This is a genomic window from Streptomyces sp. NPDC059906, assembly GCF_042730645.1.
GTDB lineage: Bacteria > Actinomycetota > Actinomycetes > Streptomycetales > Streptomycetaceae > Streptomyces > Streptomyces rubrogriseus.
On record NZ_JBHWKU010000005.1, the window covers coordinates 225,957 to 241,683 of the forward strand.

Annotated in this window: 17 protein-coding genes and 1 tRNA gene; 12 read left to right on the forward strand and 6 right to left on the reverse strand. The window is 64.7% G+C overall.

The features are described 5' to 3' along the window. The first annotated feature begins 15 nt into the window (after window positions 1-15). The 3 genes from ACFV9J_RS10805 (at window position 16) to ACFV9J_RS10815 (ending at window position 2,635) form a co-directional block, all read left to right on the forward strand. Window positions 16-228 carry a helix-turn-helix domain-containing protein gene (locus ACFV9J_RS10805; RefSeq protein ID WP_385352646.1) on the forward strand — a complete coding sequence of 71 codons (213 nt, stop codon included), beginning with the start codon at window positions 16-18 and terminating at the stop codon, window positions 226-228. After that, window positions 228-1,370, forward strand: a complete 1,143-nt coding sequence (locus ACFV9J_RS10810) for a tyrosine-type recombinase/integrase (protein ID WP_385352648.1) — start codon at window positions 228-230, stop codon at window positions 1,368-1,370. Before ACFV9J_RS10805 ends, ACFV9J_RS10810 begins: the two co-directional genes overlap by 1 nt. 482 nt (window positions 1,371-1,852) lie before the next feature. Beyond that, window positions 1,853-2,635 carry a hypothetical protein gene (locus tag ACFV9J_RS10815; RefSeq protein ID WP_385352650.1) on the forward strand — a complete coding sequence of 261 codons (783 nt, stop codon included), beginning with the start codon at window positions 1,853-1,855 and terminating at the stop codon, window positions 2,633-2,635. Window positions 2,636-2,908: 273 nt separating this feature from the next. On the opposite strand, the gene ACFV9J_RS10820 is transcribed toward ACFV9J_RS10815, so the two are convergent. Beyond that, window positions 2,909-2,982 (reverse strand) — tRNA-Gly (locus ACFV9J_RS10820). Between the two features lie 509 nt (window positions 2,983-3,491). Here ACFV9J_RS10820 and dcd point away from each other — a divergent pair. The 3 genes from dcd to ACFV9J_RS10835 all read left to right on the forward strand — a co-directional run bounded on the left by dcd (window position 3,492) and on the right by ACFV9J_RS10835 (window position 5,205). Then, window positions 3,492-4,067 (forward strand): dCTP deaminase, encoded by a 576-nt coding sequence (dcd, locus tag ACFV9J_RS10825; RefSeq protein WP_109029314.1) that lies wholly within the window; start codon window positions 3,492-3,494, stop codon window positions 4,065-4,067. Between the two features lie 34 nt (window positions 4,068-4,101). Next, a complete protein-coding gene (locus tag ACFV9J_RS10830) occupies window positions 4,102-4,611 on the forward strand; it encodes a phosphoribosyltransferase (protein WP_115742892.1) in 510 nt (169 codons plus the stop codon). A gap of 399 nt (window positions 4,612-5,010) precedes the next feature. Then, entirely contained in the window at window positions 5,011-5,205 is a 195-nt protein-coding gene (locus tag ACFV9J_RS10835) for a hypothetical protein (RefSeq protein ID WP_385352652.1), read from the forward strand. 75 nt (window positions 5,206-5,280) lie between these two features. Here the strand turns inward: ACFV9J_RS10835 and ACFV9J_RS10840 are convergent, their stop codons facing one another. The 3 genes from ACFV9J_RS10840 to ACFV9J_RS10850 are packed head-to-tail and all read right to left on the reverse strand — an operon-like array spanning window position 5,281 to window position 8,426. Then, entirely contained in the window at window positions 5,281-5,958 is a 678-nt protein-coding gene (locus ACFV9J_RS10840) for an MAE_28990/MAE_18760 family HEPN-like nuclease (protein WP_385352654.1), read from the reverse strand. Beyond that, window positions 5,945-7,087 carry a DUF262 domain-containing protein gene (locus ACFV9J_RS10845; protein ID WP_385352656.1) on the reverse strand — a complete coding sequence of 381 codons (1,143 nt, stop codon included), beginning with the start codon at window positions 7,085-7,087 and terminating at the stop codon, window positions 5,945-5,947. The genes ACFV9J_RS10840 and ACFV9J_RS10845 overlap by 14 nt, the downstream gene beginning before the upstream one ends. Then, window positions 7,080-8,426, reverse strand: coding sequence for a hypothetical protein (locus tag ACFV9J_RS10850; RefSeq protein WP_385352658.1), 1,347 nt, complete (start codon window positions 8,424-8,426; stop codon window positions 7,080-7,082). The genes ACFV9J_RS10845 and ACFV9J_RS10850 overlap by 8 nt, the downstream gene beginning before the upstream one ends. A 196-nt stretch (window positions 8,427-8,622) precedes the next feature. Between ACFV9J_RS10850 and ACFV9J_RS10855 the strand changes: the two genes are divergently transcribed. Then, a complete protein-coding gene (locus ACFV9J_RS10855) occupies window positions 8,623-9,537 on the forward strand; it encodes a phosphotransferase enzyme family protein (RefSeq protein ID WP_385352660.1) in 915 nt (304 codons plus the stop codon). Window positions 9,538-9,541: 4 nt separating this feature from the next. On the opposite strand, the gene ACFV9J_RS10860 is transcribed toward ACFV9J_RS10855, so the two are convergent. After that, a complete protein-coding gene (locus ACFV9J_RS10860; protein ID WP_385352662.1) occupies window positions 9,542-10,918 on the reverse strand; it encodes a sporulation protein in 1,377 nt (458 codons plus the stop codon). A 210-nt stretch (window positions 10,919-11,128) separates the two neighbouring features. On the opposite strand from ACFV9J_RS10860, the gene ACFV9J_RS10865 reads away from it, so the two are divergent. Together ACFV9J_RS10865 and ACFV9J_RS10870 are read left to right on the forward strand one after the other, a co-directional pair. After that, window positions 11,129-11,695 carry an ATP-binding protein gene (locus tag ACFV9J_RS10865; protein WP_385352664.1) on the forward strand — a complete coding sequence of 189 codons (567 nt, stop codon included), beginning with the start codon at window positions 11,129-11,131 and terminating at the stop codon, window positions 11,693-11,695. Between the two features lie 321 nt (window positions 11,696-12,016). Beyond that, window positions 12,017-12,316 (forward strand): hypothetical protein, encoded by a 300-nt coding sequence (locus ACFV9J_RS10870; protein WP_385352666.1) that lies wholly within the window; start codon window positions 12,017-12,019, stop codon window positions 12,314-12,316. Window positions 12,317-12,726: 410 nt separating this feature from the next. On the opposite strand, the gene ACFV9J_RS10875 is transcribed toward ACFV9J_RS10870, so the two are convergent. Further along, window positions 12,727-13,506, reverse strand: a complete 780-nt coding sequence (locus tag ACFV9J_RS10875) for a GntR family transcriptional regulator (RefSeq protein WP_385352668.1) — start codon at window positions 13,504-13,506, stop codon at window positions 12,727-12,729. A 164-nt stretch (window positions 13,507-13,670) separates the two neighbouring features. On the opposite strand from ACFV9J_RS10875, the gene ACFV9J_RS10880 reads away from it, so the two are divergent. From ACFV9J_RS10880 to ACFV9J_RS10890, 3 genes are read left to right on the forward strand one after another with little or no spacing between them, the layout of a single operon-like run. Next, window positions 13,671-14,021 carry a hypothetical protein gene (locus ACFV9J_RS10880; protein ID WP_385352670.1) on the forward strand — a complete coding sequence of 117 codons (351 nt, stop codon included), beginning with the start codon at window positions 13,671-13,673 and terminating at the stop codon, window positions 14,019-14,021. Beyond that, complete coding sequence (locus tag ACFV9J_RS10885; RefSeq protein ID WP_385352672.1) at window positions 14,021-15,322, forward strand: FtsK/SpoIIIE domain-containing protein; 1,302 nt, start codon at window positions 14,021-14,023, stop codon at window positions 15,320-15,322. Before ACFV9J_RS10880 ends, ACFV9J_RS10885 begins: the two co-directional genes overlap by 1 nt. Beyond that, window positions 15,319-15,516, forward strand: a complete 198-nt coding sequence (locus ACFV9J_RS10890; RefSeq protein ID WP_093456885.1) for a hypothetical protein — start codon at window positions 15,319-15,321, stop codon at window positions 15,514-15,516. Before ACFV9J_RS10885 ends, ACFV9J_RS10890 begins: the two co-directional genes overlap by 4 nt. Window positions 15,517-15,727 lie beyond the last annotated feature (211 nt).

Genomic DNA, 15,727 nt, shown 5'->3' on the forward strand with positions numbered 1-15,727 from the left:
AGGTGGCGATCAGGTATGTCTGACCGCCTCCTGACAGTGGCCGAAGCCGCCGAACAGCTCGGTACCGGAGAGAGGTTCATCCGCCGCCTCATCGCCGAGCGCCGTATCCGCTACGTCAAGCTCGGGCGCCCGGTGCGCGTCCCCGAGAGTGCCGTCGCCGAGTACATCGAGGCGCGCACGGTCGAGCCGACCCGCCGTTCCCGCGCCCGGTACGGGAGGGCCGCCTGATGCCGGCACGCAAGCCTCAGCGTCGCCGGGAGTTCGGCACCGTACGCAAGCTCCCGTCAGGCCGATGGCAGGCTCGATACCTGGGACCCGACGGGCAGCGTCACAAGGCCCCCGAAACCTTCGATACGAAGACCGACGCGCAGGACTGGCTGAACCTGGTCCGCGCCGACATCGAACTCGACCACTGGCGTGACCCGGACGCCGGCGCGATCAACTTCGAGAAGTACGCCCTTCGCTGGGTGGAGGAGCGCGGCCTTGCCCCGACCACCGCCGACCGCTACGACGGCCTGCTTCGTCTGCACCTCCTGCCGACCTTCGGCGGCAAGAACCTGGACGAGGTCACGCCACCTTCCGTCCGCACCTGGCGAGCCGAGCGGCTCAGGGCAACCGGTGCCACAACGGTCGCCAAGTCGTACCGGCTGCTGAAGGCAATCCTCCAGACCGCCGTCGACGATGACCTCCTGCGGACCAACCCGTGCCGCATCAAGGGCGCCGGCAGGGAGGAGGCCGACGAGCGACCGACCGCCACAGTGGAACGGGTCTTCGACCTGGCCGATGCCATGGGCCCGCGCTGGCGCCTCATGGTCCTCCTGGGCGCCTTCGCCTCGCTCCGCCCGGAGGAGCTGGCGGAACTGCGCCGTCGCAGTGTCGATCTCGACGAGTGCTCCGTGCGGATCACGCAGGCGTCCCCGGAGCTGACGAACGGCAGGAGGGTCACCGGTGACCCGAAGTCGCGCGCGGGCAAGCGCACCGTGTACCTGCCCGACTTCCTCCTGCCCGAGCTGCGTCGCCACGTGCAGTGGTTCGCCGAGAAGGAGCCGGACGGTCTCCTCTTCGTCGGGGAGAAGGGCGCCCCATTCCGCCGCTCGACGTTCGGACGGAAGTGGCGCAAGGCCAGGACGAAGGTGGGGCTGCCCGACCACTTCCGCTTCTACGACCTCCGGCACACCGGCAACACCCTCGCAGCCGACACCGGCGCCAAGCTGAAGGACCTCATGGTGCGCGCCGGCCAGTCCTCGGAGCGGGCCCAGCTGATCTATCAGCATTCGACGGCGAAGCATCAGCGGAAGCTCGCGAGTGGCATCGATGCGCAGGTTCGTGCAGAGCGCCCTGCTTCGCCGACCAGTTGCCGGAGGGCGTAAGCGCTCGAGCGACCCGGGTGGATCGTGGCCTTGGTGCCGCTGGCCTGGCGATCGGGGGCACGACGCGGGCTGTGCGGACCAACAGGCCGGCGCGGCGCCAGCCGATGCAGTGCTACTCCACAACAACCGCCGCATCGACTCGTTGCTCTGCGATGGTGGATCAAATGGTAGATACTGCGAATCCGCGCGACGTGAGCACAGCTGAGGTGGGGGATCGGGTGGCGTCGTACGACTTACGTCTGCAGCGTTGGGCGGTACGCCTGTGGGCTCGCCATCGGCTCCGGCTCCGGAGATCTGGCCAGCGCAGTGGCTGGGCCGGAACGCGGAAGAGAGAACTGGACGCGGCGTTGGAGAAGTTGGATATCCCGCTGGAGGAAGCTTCGAAGGTTCGGGGCGTTCTCGGATCGTGGCGCCCGAACTGGGCAGCCTGTGCCCTCGGAGTCGGTGGGGGCTGGATTGCCGCGTGGGTGGGGTGGCGCGTCTTGCTCGCACTGGCGGATGCTGGTGTCTCACGCCTGGACTCGGAATGGGGCACGCGGGCGATGGCGCACTTTCATCGGATGGGCGACGACGCTGCGACCTTGGGCATGCTCGATTGGCTAGTCATGCTCGCAGTCATGTCCGGCTTGGTCCTTTGGCCTGTGTTCTGGGCCATGCGATGGAGTTCGACCGCTCGGTACCGACTGGTCCTGGGAGTGATCGATGCGGTCGTGGCCAGCGCTAAGGCGCGCACTGCGCCTCGTGGCCGCGGCAGGTCCAGGGCGCTGCGGCATCTGGACCAGAGCTGCCGGCAGGTCGAGAAGCGCTTGTTCAAGGTGCACAGCATCGCCGGTTCGGTTCCGCGGCGCTCCTCTAGGCTGCGGCTGATCAAGCGGCATGCCGCGCTGGTCGCCGGGGCCCAGCGCGCGTCGCTGCATCAGGTGGACGTCGACCCGGAGCCCGCACTGACGGAGTTGGCCCGGCTCCAGCTCGTCATTGCTGATAGCCATTTGTGCGGCCGACAGGCAGCGCTCCTGCCCGCCGAGCTGCTCCAAGACGTCAGGCCGGTGTCGCGTCTGCGGAACACCTGGCGCGAGTCAGCTCACGTCGTCATGACGATCCTCGCGGCCATGGCTGCGGCAGCCGGCGCCGCACACGTCCTGCCGTCGATGGGGGTCGGCGAGGACGTGCGCCCGTGGCTGACCCTGGGAGCGGCGGTTCTCGCCGCGACGCTGGTGGCTGGCTGGGGGCGAGTTGCCCGTATCCTCGAGCTGTTTCCCGCCTGACCTGGGGGAGCCCAGGCAAGGCCATGCAGTCGCGGCCCAACCTGAGCTTTGCTCGCGCAACTTCGCAGACTTTTCCAGTAATGGTGGCCCAGGTCACATGAAATGCGTCTCAAGCTGTGGGATGTCTGTCGACGGTAATTCCCTAGATGGCGCCTGAAGGGTCGCAGGAAGGGCTCGGGGCTGGCCTGCACTTAGGGCACGCGGAGGGCACGGTGCCCCCAAAATGGACTAGACAACAAGTAAGGCCCAGGTCGATGACCTGGGCCTTCTTCATGGAGCGGGTGACGAGAATCGAACTCGCACTCTCAGCTTGGGAAGCTGATGTTCTACCACTAAACTACACCCGCGTAAGACGCCGACGGTGGTCGGTGCCTGGACGCTCGCTCACTCTACCTCATGCCCGGCCCCCGGTGTTCGCGCCGTGGGGCCGATGGTCGTTTCGGGGTGGGCGTGCGGCTGCGGCGGCTCGGAGTTGGGGCGTACCGTGGGGGCCCCGCGGAGGGTGTGCCTGCGGGCGGAGTGCCGCCTGGAGAGTCGTCTCTTTCATCCCGTACTGTGGCTTTTGTCGTCAGGGTAGGAAGCCAGACGCGGCTCTTGGGGAAGGGACTTGAAGGACTTGATGGAGCGCACCGTCGTCCGCTGTGCCGATGGGCACGTGTTCACCGCCACCTCGTTCCCGATGCAGCAGGCCGATCGACTCGGCCCCGGTCGGCTCGTCCGATGTCCGCGGTGTGCGCGGCTGCGGAGTGCCGTGCCCGTGGGTGCGGAGAAGCGGTAGCACGGGCGCAGAGCGGGTTCGGGCGCGCGGCGCGGCGGCGGTTGTCGCTGCTCCGCGCGTCTTGCGTATCCTCGGTGCGTGCTTCTCTCAGACAAGGACATCCGGGCCGAGATCGACAACGGGCGGGTGCGGATCGATCCGTTCGACGACTCCATGGTGCAGCCGTCGAGCATCGACGTGCGTCTCGACCGCTACTTCCGGGTGTTCGAGAATCACCGGTACCCGCACATCGACCCCTCCGTCGAGCAGGTGGATCTGACCCGGCTCGTGGAGCCCGACGGCGACGAGCCGTTCATCCTGCATCCCGGCGAGTTCGTGCTGGCCAGTACGTACGAGGTCGTCTCGCTGCCGGACGATCTCGCCTCGCGGCTGGAGGGGAAGAGTTCGCTCGGGCGGCTCGGGCTGGTCACGCACTCCACCGCCGGGTTCATCGACCCGGGATTCTCCGGGCACGTGACGCTGGAGCTGAGCAATCTCGCGACCCTCCCCATCAAGCTGTGGCCGGGGATGAAGATCGGGCAGCTGTGCATGTTCCGGCTCACCTCGCCGGCCGAGCACCCGTACGGGAGTGAGCGCTACGGCTCCCGCTACCAGGGCCAGCGGGGGCCGACCGCCTCCCGGTCCTTCCTCAATTTCCATCGGACCCAGGTATGAAGCCAGTGATGAGCAGGATGAGCGGGACGCGCGCATGAGTGATGTTCGGGAGAACCTGACCTACGAGCAGTTCGGCGTCGCCGTGCGCGAGCTGGCGCAGGCCGTCGCCGACGACGGGTACGAGCCGGACATAGTGCTGTCCATCGCCCGCGGGGGCGTCTTCGTCGCCGGTGGGCTGGCGTACGCGCTGGACTGCAAGAACATCCACCTCGTGAACGTGGAGTTCTACACCGGGGTCGGGACCACCCTCGACATGCCCGTCATGCTCGCGCCGGTCCCGAACGTCATCGACTTCTCCGACAAGAAGGTCCTGATCACCGACGACGTCGCCGACACCGGCAAGACGCTCAAGCTGGTGCGCGACTTCTGCCTCGACACGGTCGCCGAGGTCCGCAGCGCGGTGATCTATGAGAAGTCCCACTCCCTCGTCCAGTGCGAGTACGTGTGGAAGCGGACCGATGACTGGATCAACTTCCCGTGGTCCGTTTTGCCTCCATGCCGTAAGTCTGGCACGCCGATCACGCCTTCGAAAGATGCTCTGTGAGTCAATTCGGACTCTGGTCCGACCTTGTCGGCCGCTTGGTGCCGGCAAGGCTGCAACGGAGGGGGATGCGAGCCTGTGAGCCCGTGTGCTGTCCGTACGCCGTTGTAAGGGCGCTAGGCCCGCCCCATACCCTGACTGACGTCCAACTCGCCTCGGTTTGAAGGCGGGATGCAGGGAGGGCAGTCGCCTGCTCCCGGTGAGTGAGGTTCCCTGAGGGGTAGCGGTGATCAAGTTGCAAATTGTGGGAGGGACGCCATAACCTAACTCACGGTGGCGAGGCAGTTACGTGCCCGCGGGCCAAGGAAATGTCAAGGAAGGTGAAAGTGCCTTCCTTGACGTGCCTTGGAACGCCCTTTCCCTTCTGGCATCGGGAAGGGACTTATGTACGGAATCGTTGCAGTGATCGTGGTGACCCTGTTGGGCTTGGTCGTGGCTCTCGCGTACGTCACGGTGAGCCGTGAGATCGGCCGCAACTGGCTCGAAACTGCAGTGGCTGGCGTCCGAGCATTTCGCTATACGCTGAGCCTGTCTATTGCGATGGTCACCATCTACGTGGCTCCTGATGCGGTGAACCTGATTCAGCAGCGACTCTGAGGGCTGGGTCGGCGATCTACCCTGGGCGCGGTGCCCGACTGACACGCTGATGTGGTGCCGCGCCTACTTCATAGGCTATGTGGACTTGAACCACTCTTCAGACGCGGCTCGGGTAATGATTCGCGATAGATCACCCATGAACTGCTCGCACTTCTTTCGATGTGCGTCGAACAACCCGGGTGGGATTACCTCTGTCCGACTACCATGGGCGATGTCATTTCGGGTGTTCTTGACGAACTCGATAGCAGCATACTGGCCCCGATGCACTTTGTCTTCTGGTATGCCGAGCATGTAAAGGTTACGGCGAAGTACGTCGGGGCTGAGGTTCATCTCCATTGACACGGCTACTTCGGCCGCGATTTCCACGGGCGTCGCTGAAAGCACCTTGAGCCGATCGAGGAAAGCGACGTGACCTTTTACTCTGCGCGATAGACGACCCTCGACGTCCTGTGGGCTGAAGTCTCCACTATAAAGGGATTTGAACTCTCCGGTGAGAGCCGCTGCAAGCAACTGGGGCTGCAGGGCCTCCGCATGTAGACGCCGTGAATTGACTAAGGTTACATAGAGGGAAAGTGCGTTCCGTGTAAAGCCCTCTAGATGCGCATACTGCATCACGAGAATCGCCCGCATGGATCTCGGCTCCCAGGCGTCTCTATCCGTGGTACCCAAGAGGTTATTACGCAGATGTCTCAGTTCATCAAGTCGCCAGGCAAGGTCTTCTTCAAGTTGTAGGCGCAAGTCAGAGATCTTCACTCAGGGCCTCTTCGAAGCGCTCAGCGAAGTATCCAATGCGGGTAGCAAGCGAGATCCGGTCGTTCTTACCCCCACCCGTCGCGTTGAGGAATTTTCGGTCGCCCTTCCCGGTCCGCACGACCTCGGCAACCTTGGCTAGCTGTTGCTCGTCCTCTTCATTCAGACGCTCGATGACGCGTTGAAGACCGAGTGCGATTCCTTCAAAGTGGAATACCGAGAACTGCCTTCGTGGGACGCCGCTTGTGCTGACAGTACCCAAAACCTTAGGCCCGTAGTCGAGGAATTCGCCGATGCGACGGATAACTCGGAAAGTCTTGCGGAAGTTTTCCTCTTCTGCTTCGTAGTTGAACTGCTGATGACTTGCAGGATCAGAAACTGCTTCCATGTAACCGGTCAGGAAGTCCGCGACATCATGTCGATAACCTGCCACAGCGTTCTTGAATGCGAAGAATCGAAGAACCAGTTCCTGGTCGAATTTCCTGTCTTTGGCGCCTTGGCTGATCGACTGAATGCAGTACCAGAATTCCGGTTCACGACTTAGGCCGATAATGAACTGATTGAACTTATTCGAGAGAAGGCGAATGGTGGCGTTTCTGACCTCTTGTGCTGAAAGCCGTTCACCGCCAGTGTTGAGGCGCTTGAACATGTAATAGCGGAGTCGCGGATCGCTCTCCTTCCGCAGGATCTCGGCACGGACGTAGCTACGTTTCAGCTTAACCTGAAGAGCCCGAGGAAGGTCAGAATAGGAGCACCCGTTCAATTCTGTGACGATGTCGCATTCAGAAAGAATCAAAGGGTCTTTTCCCGGCATTTCGCCGCGGTAGTGCAGGAAGGAGGAGATTCGCTGCAATCCGTCGATCAGCTCGTATTCACGGTTCGCTGTTTCAATCATGAAGATGGGCGGGATCGGCAGCTCTAGGAGCAAGGACTCGATGAAACGTGAGCGCGCTCCCTCCGTCCAGCGAAAAACACGCTGGAAATCGGGTTCAATGCTGAGCTCGCCAGACTTGTACATATCTGCAAGTTCATTGAAGGAAAAGTCGATTGCGCTTGTGCGGGCAGCTGTGATGTTTTGGTCAATGGCCTCGATGAGAACGTCTGGAGATGCCGGAATCTGCAGATCAGCCATTTCGCACACTCCTGAACTTGACAACTGTCTCGGCGACTTCGCCCTTTTTATAAGCTCGAGCTGGAGTGTTAACGGCGGTTAGAGTTCTCTTCACGGGAAAGGCTTCTCGTCCCACCAGTTCCCACCCCCGTAGTCGTGACTCGGCGATACAAATTTCTGCAAGGGGAACAGGGATATCTTTGTAGTAAGAATCCTGCACTACCAGCATCATGTGCGCTCCCGGTTTGGAAACCCGAGTGATCTCTTGCAACCCGCGTGCAAGGTCACAGAGGTACTGACGGGCCTGCTTCAGGTAGTAGCTGCTGGAGGCCTTGCTTTCATGGCCGGCCACCTTTTTGAGTAGATCGCGACTCACTTCACTTAGATGGTCGTAAGTCTCAACCTGAGTGGGACGGGTCAGTGTTGTTCCCATGAGTGCTCGCCGTAGTGAGCGGTCGCTATCGATGTCGATTCCCAAAATGGCGAGTTCCCGCGCATATGCGACAGCATAGTCAATACGCGTCAGATATGGCGGAGAAGTCAAGACTGCGTCGACGCTGTTGTCCAGCAGTGGAATTTCCATTGCAGAGGCCGTCAAAAGAAGTGATGGCTTTGCTCGGACAGGGGCCGTAGTGAGGCGATCTGCCACAAAAAGCTGTTCCTTGGAGATCGCGTCGTCGATCTCGTTCGGTTTAATCTTTATTAGATCTTCTGGATTTCTGGCGCGCTTTACCCAGGTGGGATTACTACCCTCAAACTTCCGTGAGAGTCGCCTAATTACCCTGAAAAGTGCTACATATCCGAGGGCGGATTGTTCCACTCTCACTGAGGAGAAAGATTCAGTCCAGTCGCGGATTCGCCTCACGGTGGACTCGTGGAACCAAGCTAGTAGTGCATCTGAACTGAGAGGCCCATGGCTTGAGATAGGGGGCGGCGGGTGGGCAACTGAATCGCCAGCAAGAAGACTAGTGCGCAGATATGCGACCTTGTTGGCCACTGGGTTTAGGTCGATTCCGACTGAGTGAAAACCTGCTGTCTGGGCAGCCAAGGTTGTGGTCCCGCTGCCGTTCCAAGGGTCTAGCACGACAGCTGACTTTTCCAAATCCAAGCTGGTAAGTCGACTTTGGGCCCACTCGAATGCAAAACCGGCATAGTACGGAAAAACGTCTGCTAGTCCTGCTTTTTCGACTGCCGGACGTTTTGGGGAAAGCTTCTTAGCGGACGTCAGTGGACGATCTTCCCAGGGTGGGATAGGCAGCGTCTCCTGCTTAGTGTGGGAGCGTTCGGTGGCAGCTACCTTGTCCACTGGTCTCTCTCGCGCGCGCGGGCATAGGGAGACATGAGCATAGCTGATGAACAAGCGGACCAGTATACGGACCCCTACGGGTGCCCGTAAGTCACCGTCCGTCAGCCTGTCATCTCCGATTGGGCCCGAAGAAGTTGGCGGGTCGTATAAGTGTCGCGGTGTGGGTACGGTCGTCACCGTCTGCCGTGCAAGGGCTGGTCACCCTTGCCGCACGTCAGTTGATCGCGCGACTAGGGGAGCTGGTACGGGCATGGCGGTTGACGCTGCTTGGTCGGACGAAGGGTTCACGTCGGCGACGGCGATGCGAGTGATGGGCGGTGCGTGTAGGGCTGCCGGGCTCGACGGTGATGGGGCGGAGCTGATCCGGCTTGGAGAGAACGCGTTGTTCCGGCTGGCCTCCGTACCGGTGATCGTGCGTATTGCAAGAGGGCACGAGTGGTTGGCCACGGCGCGTAAGGAGGTGGCTGTTTCCCGGTGGCTGGCTAGGGAAGGGGTCTCCGCAGCGCGCGTCGTGGAGGATCTTGAACAACCCTTGTTGATCGACGGTTACCCGGTGACCCTCTGGCATCAGATCGTCGAGGGCGATCGCAAGCCTGCCTACGGGGAGCTAGGGGCCGTGCTGCGTGACCTTCACTCGCTCACGCTGCCAGCCGGTCTTGAGCTCCCTCGGTTTGACCCCTTCGGTAAGCAGGAGCTGCGGATCGATCGTGCGCCGATCCCCGAGAATGACAGGACGTTCCTGCGTAAGCGGTGGTGTGAGCTGCAAGATCGCTGTGCAAAGCTCCGGTTCGATACGCCCAAGGGGCCGGTGCACGGGGATGCTCACGTGCAAAACCTGATGGTGGACGACCGTGGGCAGGTGGTGCTGATCGACTTCGAGGCCTTCTGCTACGACCACCCTGAGTGGGATCTGATGGTCACCGCTGTTGAGCATCACAGCCTTGGGTGGCAGAGCGACGAGCAGTACGCCGACTTCGTGAGTGCGTATGGGCGGGACCTGTACGACTGGCCCGGTTACGAGACGCTTCGGGGTCTTCAGGAGTTCGGCATGACGACGTGGCTCATGCAGAACATCCGGGAGGACGAGAGGACGGCTGCAGAGTACCGCCGGCGCATTGCGGCGCTTCGTGATGACGGTGCTCCGCGGGACTGGCGTCCCTGGTAGGGGGCTACTCGTCGTCGTCCAGGCGGGCCAGCGCATCGCGTACCTGGTCGTTGAAGGCGGCCACCACGGGGTTGCCTCCATGTGCGCTGACCTCGGCCTGGAAGTCGGTGACGTAGCGCTGGAATCGGTTCGACTGGAGGCTGTCGCCGCCGTCCACGGCCAGGCTGGCTGTCTGGACGGCGGCTTCGAGTTCGCCGGTTAGTAGCTGGCTCTGGGCGAGAACCATGCGGCAGAACCCGAGCGTGCGGGCGTACTTCGGGTCGGTACTGTCCACGGCCCGCTGCGCCTGCTCGACGGCTTCGCGGCGCATCTTGAGGTCGCGGAAGCAATGGCAGAGTTCGCCCATGAGTTCCGCTGAGTCGAAGTAGCCCAGCCATGCCGGGTCTTCTCCGGTGTCCGCGCGCTCGAAGTGGCGTTCCGCTTCGTTCATGGCGCGTCCGGCGGCGATCCGGTCGCCTGCGTTAGACAGGGCCCGCGCTTCCATCGCGGCGTAGTTCGCCATGGCACGTGGGGTGGCTCTCCCTTTGGCTCCCTCGACGGCGGCTCGGGCCAACTGGATGGCCTGGGTGTGATGGCCGAGGTAATTGGCTTGGTGGCTGAGGTTGCCGAGAATGCGGGCGCCGAACATGCGGTCGTCGATGACCTGGGACAGGCGCAGAGTGGAGGTCAGGTAGCGGTGGGCGAGCCTGTGGTTGCCGGTGTCGTACGCGGTCCATGCGAGGAGCTGGGACACTTCGGCGGCTGCGCCGTAGAGCGCGGTGCCAACCCTCTGGCTGTAGCTCGCGCTGAGCAGGGGGAGGACTTCGTGCCGGAAGTAGTGGCGTAAGGCGCGGTGGCCGTGGCCGCCTCCGTACTTGAAGTCGAGCTGCATGAACATGTCCGCTGCGTCTCGGATTGCCCGGACGTCGCGCATGCCGATTCGCTGGTGTGCCGGCCTGTCGGCCTGGATGCCGTCGGGCCGACTGATCATCCACGACAGAACGGTGGAACTCAGGTCCGCGTCGGCGACGATCAGACCTCCATCGTCCGGTGTGTCTTCGGCACGTTCCTGGGCTAGTCCGTCAAGCATGGACAGCGCGTCGGGGACAGTGCTCGGGTAACCGACAGAGTCCGGGGTGGGTTGCTTCGCATGATCGAAGAATCCGAGATCGCCGGGCGTGACGCGACGGTTCAGCTGGGCACTGAGGACATCGGCCATGATCGCTGCCGTCTGAGGCTGGATGCCTGCGCCGTCGCGCCAACGCTGGACGGCGACGTGAGTGGTTCCCAGGGGCACGCCGCGTTGTGTTGCGGCGACCTTCATTCGTTTCGCAAGCCCTTTGTTCGAGACCTGCGCTTCGTTCATGACGGCGATCAGTTGCGCGTTCGGCTCTCGGCTCATGCTCCCCTGCCAACCCGAGAAATGACGGCGAGTGTTCATCGTGTCACAACGCGACGGGCTTGGGGGTTCATCGGTGAACCCCCCTGGGCTTTGCCGGTGTTCATCTGAACCCCCCGGTGGACACTCCCGGCCAGACGCCGTTCGCCGTGTACTGGCTTCCGCGTAGCAAGTGGTCCGGGAAGGGGCCGCCGAAGCTGACAAGGGGACGTCATGGATGCGAGGAAAGCGCGGCAGCGCGAGCACGTGGGTGCGGAGATCGAGGCGTTCGCCCATTGGTTCGCGAAGCCTGATCTCTCCGCAGGGCACTTCTTGACTGTGACCCTCTTTGCGGAGGCCGCCGACTCGGCGCGCGTGGCGCGAGATATGACGGCCGTGTTCCTGCGGGGCGCAGGTGCGGATGCCATGGTGGACGACGCTCGGTTGATCGTCTCGGAACTGGTCGGCAACGTGGTGAATCACGTCGTGCCGGAACCTGCTCTGGCTCAGCCTGGCGGGTCCCGTCGTATGGACGTGAGCTTCAAGCTGTGGCCGAAGTGGCTCTTCATCGGGGTCACGGATGAGGACTCGACGCCGCCGCTCCTCCCTGTCGGAGATGTCTTCTCGCCTGGGCTGATGGGTGAGCTGTCAGAGGCAGTGCTGCCCGACAACGGTCGAGGGCTGCTGATCGTTCAGCGGCTGGCCTCCGCTGTCTGGTGGACGCCGGGAGACGGCGGCGGCAAGACGGTGTGGTGCCGCATGGATGTGGCCCAAGGAGCAGAGGCCGGCTCACCTCGTTGATCTCCGGGCCGTCGCCTCCCGAACACTCCTTCGCGATCAGGAGCGGAGCGACGGCCCGGACACCGGCCGGAGTCTGACCTCTCCGGCCCACGGGGCGCGGTCCCTTGCGAACTGTCTACCGGGTTCCCCACCCGGCCAAGGGGCCGCGCTTCACAACCTCATACCGAGACCGGACCACCCCCGCGCCTGGCAGCAACCGGGGTGGTCCGGGAGGGGACACAGCGTTCCCCGGTGCCCGATGGTACCGGGGTCGCTGTGCTGTCTACACGCCCCGGGCCAAGAAGAGTTGACGATCCGTCGGATACGGATGGGAGTGGCCAAGTGACCGGCGCGGGTGAGGATTGGGTTCGAGACGGCCTCGACGACATCGCGGACGCGGAGTCGGGTCTATGGGTGCCTGGGGTCGATTACGTCGGGGGCTGGCGGTCGGCGCGAGAGTCTGCGGATCGGCTGAATCGTGCGCTCTTGGGCGCGGGCTTCGAGTTGTCCGCGGTGCGGGCCGTGGCGTCGGCGGACGAGACGGGGCGCGGTGTGGTGCGCCTGGCGGGCTGGCCGGAGACGGCGGATCGGCTCGCCGTGCTCTTGGAGGCGCTGGCTGACCGTGACGGCGGTGCGCGGTGATGGGCGCCGTAGCGGGTGAGCGGTGCGGATGGGCACGTCGTCGGGTGGAGAGACTTTGGGCGGGAGCTGCCATGGGGCGAGTGAACAGGGGGCCTTACGCTCGCCCGGCGAATCGGGCAGGCACTGGTCCTGCCCGCGTTTGTGCCCGATGGGCCCCCTGTTCTTCGAGGCTCGCCCCATGGTGGCTGCCTAAAGTCTCGGAGCCCGGCGACCCCCAGCCGACCGCGCCCCAGCCTCCGGCGGGCGGGCGTCGCCTCGACTCCTCGGCCGAGTTGCGGTGTGGGGCGTCGGGCGACCGGACGGGACCGGCGGTCACGCCGCACGCCCGGCCGGGGCGGCCGGGCGCCCCGGCGCGCCGCAGGCGCGCCCTTGAGGAAGTGAAGGTGGTTTCGACCGATCATCGTCGCCGGTCAGGTCTGGCGGCGTCGGGTGGGCTGCTTGTCGGCGGTGATCCGGTAGGCGGCTTCGGCGCGGTCGGCTCCGATGCGGAGTTCTTCGAGGATCAGCGGGCGGTCGTCGGTGCCGTGCGTGATGCGGGACAGGTGCAGGATCGGGGTCGCGTCCGGGAGCTGGAGGGTGGTGCGCTCGTCGGGTACTGGCATGCGGGCGCGTACTGTCTCCGACCACCACAGCTTGTGCCCGGCCTTGGCCAAGACGGCGTAGACGGCTGTCGGCTGCTGGCCCGGCTCCTCGGCGAGTGCCGGCACACTCTCGGCGACCTCGAAGGGGATCAGCGTCCGATGCATCGCCCGGGTGCCCGTGGCGGCGTCGACCAGGAGACGGTCACAGCCGAACAGCTCCTCTTCCCCGCCCAGACCGAGGAGTCGCCCGGTCGCCTTCGTCGTGCGGGTGCGGTGCACGCTCGGTTCCTCGGCCTCGTCCCAGACGTCGCCCCCGGGCATCACGAACCTTCCGCCGGGAGCGTTCTGAATGCGGCGGTCAAGGGCGAGCGTGGGGTGTCCGCCGGAGCGTACGAAGCTGCCCTTGCCGTGTCGGACGTCGATCAGCCCCTCTGTCCGCAGTGCTGCGATGGCGTTGCGGACGGTGGGGCGGGAGACCTGGTAGCGGGCCATGAGCTGGGCTTCGGACGGCAGCAGGGACTCGGGGGCGAACTCGCCCGACAGGATCGCTTCCCGGATGGCGGCGGCCACCTGTTGGTAGAGGGCTCCGGGGCGCTGGATCTCCGTCATCTCAACATCTCCGGTCTGGTGTCGTAGGCACGTCGCACGCGCGACATCACTCGTCAGCATAAGTAGTTGCATTCTCGCCGTACAGTGCTCCAAGCTCTTTACTCGTAAGGACAAGTGACGTCCGTACAGGTCGGGCGTCCTGATTGGCCAGGGAGGCCACAGAAATGCAGTCCATTCCCGTGGACACGACGCGGCTCGGCGTACTGCGCTGCGCCATCGCGCCGGAAGCAAAGCTCAGCAACCCCGAGACACAGGAGGTGAAGAAGGACCGGGACGGCAACCCGGTCTACACCGTCGCCGTCACCGTGCGGCAGGACCGGCGGCGGATCTCCGTCATCGAGATCGCCGTGAGCGGCGAGCCCAAAGGCATCCAGGAAGGCCAGATCGTCAAGGTCACCGGTCTGACCGCGTTCGCCTGGGCGATGGGCGACCGGCACGGCATCAGCTTCCGCGCCGACGCCATCACCCCCCTACCCGCCACGGCGACGGCGCACGGCAAGGGCGGTGACGCCTGATGGGACCCCTCCTCCTCGCCTTCGCCCTCGCCGTGCTGGCGTGGCTGCTGTTCGTCGGTGACCTGGTGCGCCGGCACCGTCCGGCCTGGCACTGGTACCTCACCGGATACCCGGTCACGGCATGGCGGGTGGTGTTCACCTGGCGGCGGGTCGCCCTGCTCAACGACCTCGCCGTATCCCGGCTCCCGGCACGCACGCTGGTCGGGCATCTGCTGGTCAAGGGCGACCCGGTGCGGCCGGTGGCTCCGCGGATCTCCTTCCCGCGCGCCACCCGCATGGGCTTGAGTGTGGTGGTGCGGCTGCACGCGGGCCAGACCCCGGCCACGTACATGCAGGCGGCTGACGCCCTGGTCCACGCGTGGAAGGTCCACGCCGTGCGGGTGACCTCGCCGGAACGCGGCCTGGTGCTGCTGACCGCCACGGCCACGGACCCGCTCCTGAGGCCCGGGTTAGCCAGTGCCCCGGCGGAACTGCTCTCGGCGCTGATCGGGGCGTTGGAGACGGGCGGGGCGTGGGTGATGAACCTGCGCCTGGTCCCGCACTGGCTCATCGCCGGGGCCACCCGCTCGGGCAAGTCCACACTCCTCGCCCGGCTCATCACCCAGCTCGCGCCCCAACCCGTCGCCCTGGTCGGCATCGACTGCAAGGACGGCATGGAACTCGGCCTCTTCGCCGACCGGCTGAGCGCGCTCGCCACATCGAGGCGCGAAGCGATCGCCGTGCTGACGGCCCTGGTGGTCGACATGCAGGACCGCATGAGTGCCTGCCGGACCGCCGGAGTGCGCTCGATCTGGGAGCTGCCGGACAAGCTCCGGCCGGTGCCGGTCGTGGTGCTGGTGGACGAGATCGCGGAGCTGTACCTGTCCGACGGCACCCGGCAGAGCAAGGCGGAAGCAGAGCAGTGCTCCACGCTCCTGCTGCGGCTGGCGCAGCTCGGTGCCGCGCTCGGCCTGCACCTGGTGGTTGCCGGCCAACGTGTCGGATCTGACCTCGGCCCCGGCGTCACTGCCCTGCGTGCCCAGCTCGGCGGCCGGATCTGCCACCGCGTCAACGATCCCGGCACGGCAGAGATGACGTTGGGCGACCTCAACAAGGACGCCGTAGCGGTCGCGCAAGCGATCACGGCTCAGGAACGCGGGGTGGCCGTGTGCACCGGCCCGGATGGGGGCTGGGCCCGTGCCCGCTCTCACCTCACCCCGACGGATGAGGCCGTGGCGACGGCCCGGAAGCACTCCGGCATGACCCCCGAACTCGCGGCCATAGAGCGCGCCCTGGCGGCGCTGGATGGAGACGGCAAGTGATCAGCGAAGGTACGGCGTTCACGTTCGCGGTGGTCTTCGGGATCATCACCGTCCTCCTCGTCCGCTCCCGCGACGTACGCGGCTGGGAAGCGGTCTGCGTCGGCCTCTTCGGCCTCTACCTCGGACAGACCCCCGTCCTGTTCACCATCCATGGCCTCGTCACGTGGGTCATCAGCGGCTTCTCCCACACCTGAGAGACAAGGAGTCCTGCACATGACGATGCGCCGCGTGAGGTGCCCCCACTGCAAGGGCGACGGAGCCCGCAAGACCTGGACCGGACGACTGCGCCGCTGCCGCGTCTGCCGGGGCACCGGAACCATCCGCTGACCAACGACCCCACTCAGCACCCGATGAGGAGTGATCCCCATGACGGATGACGCGCCACCACCCGCCACCCGTGCCGCT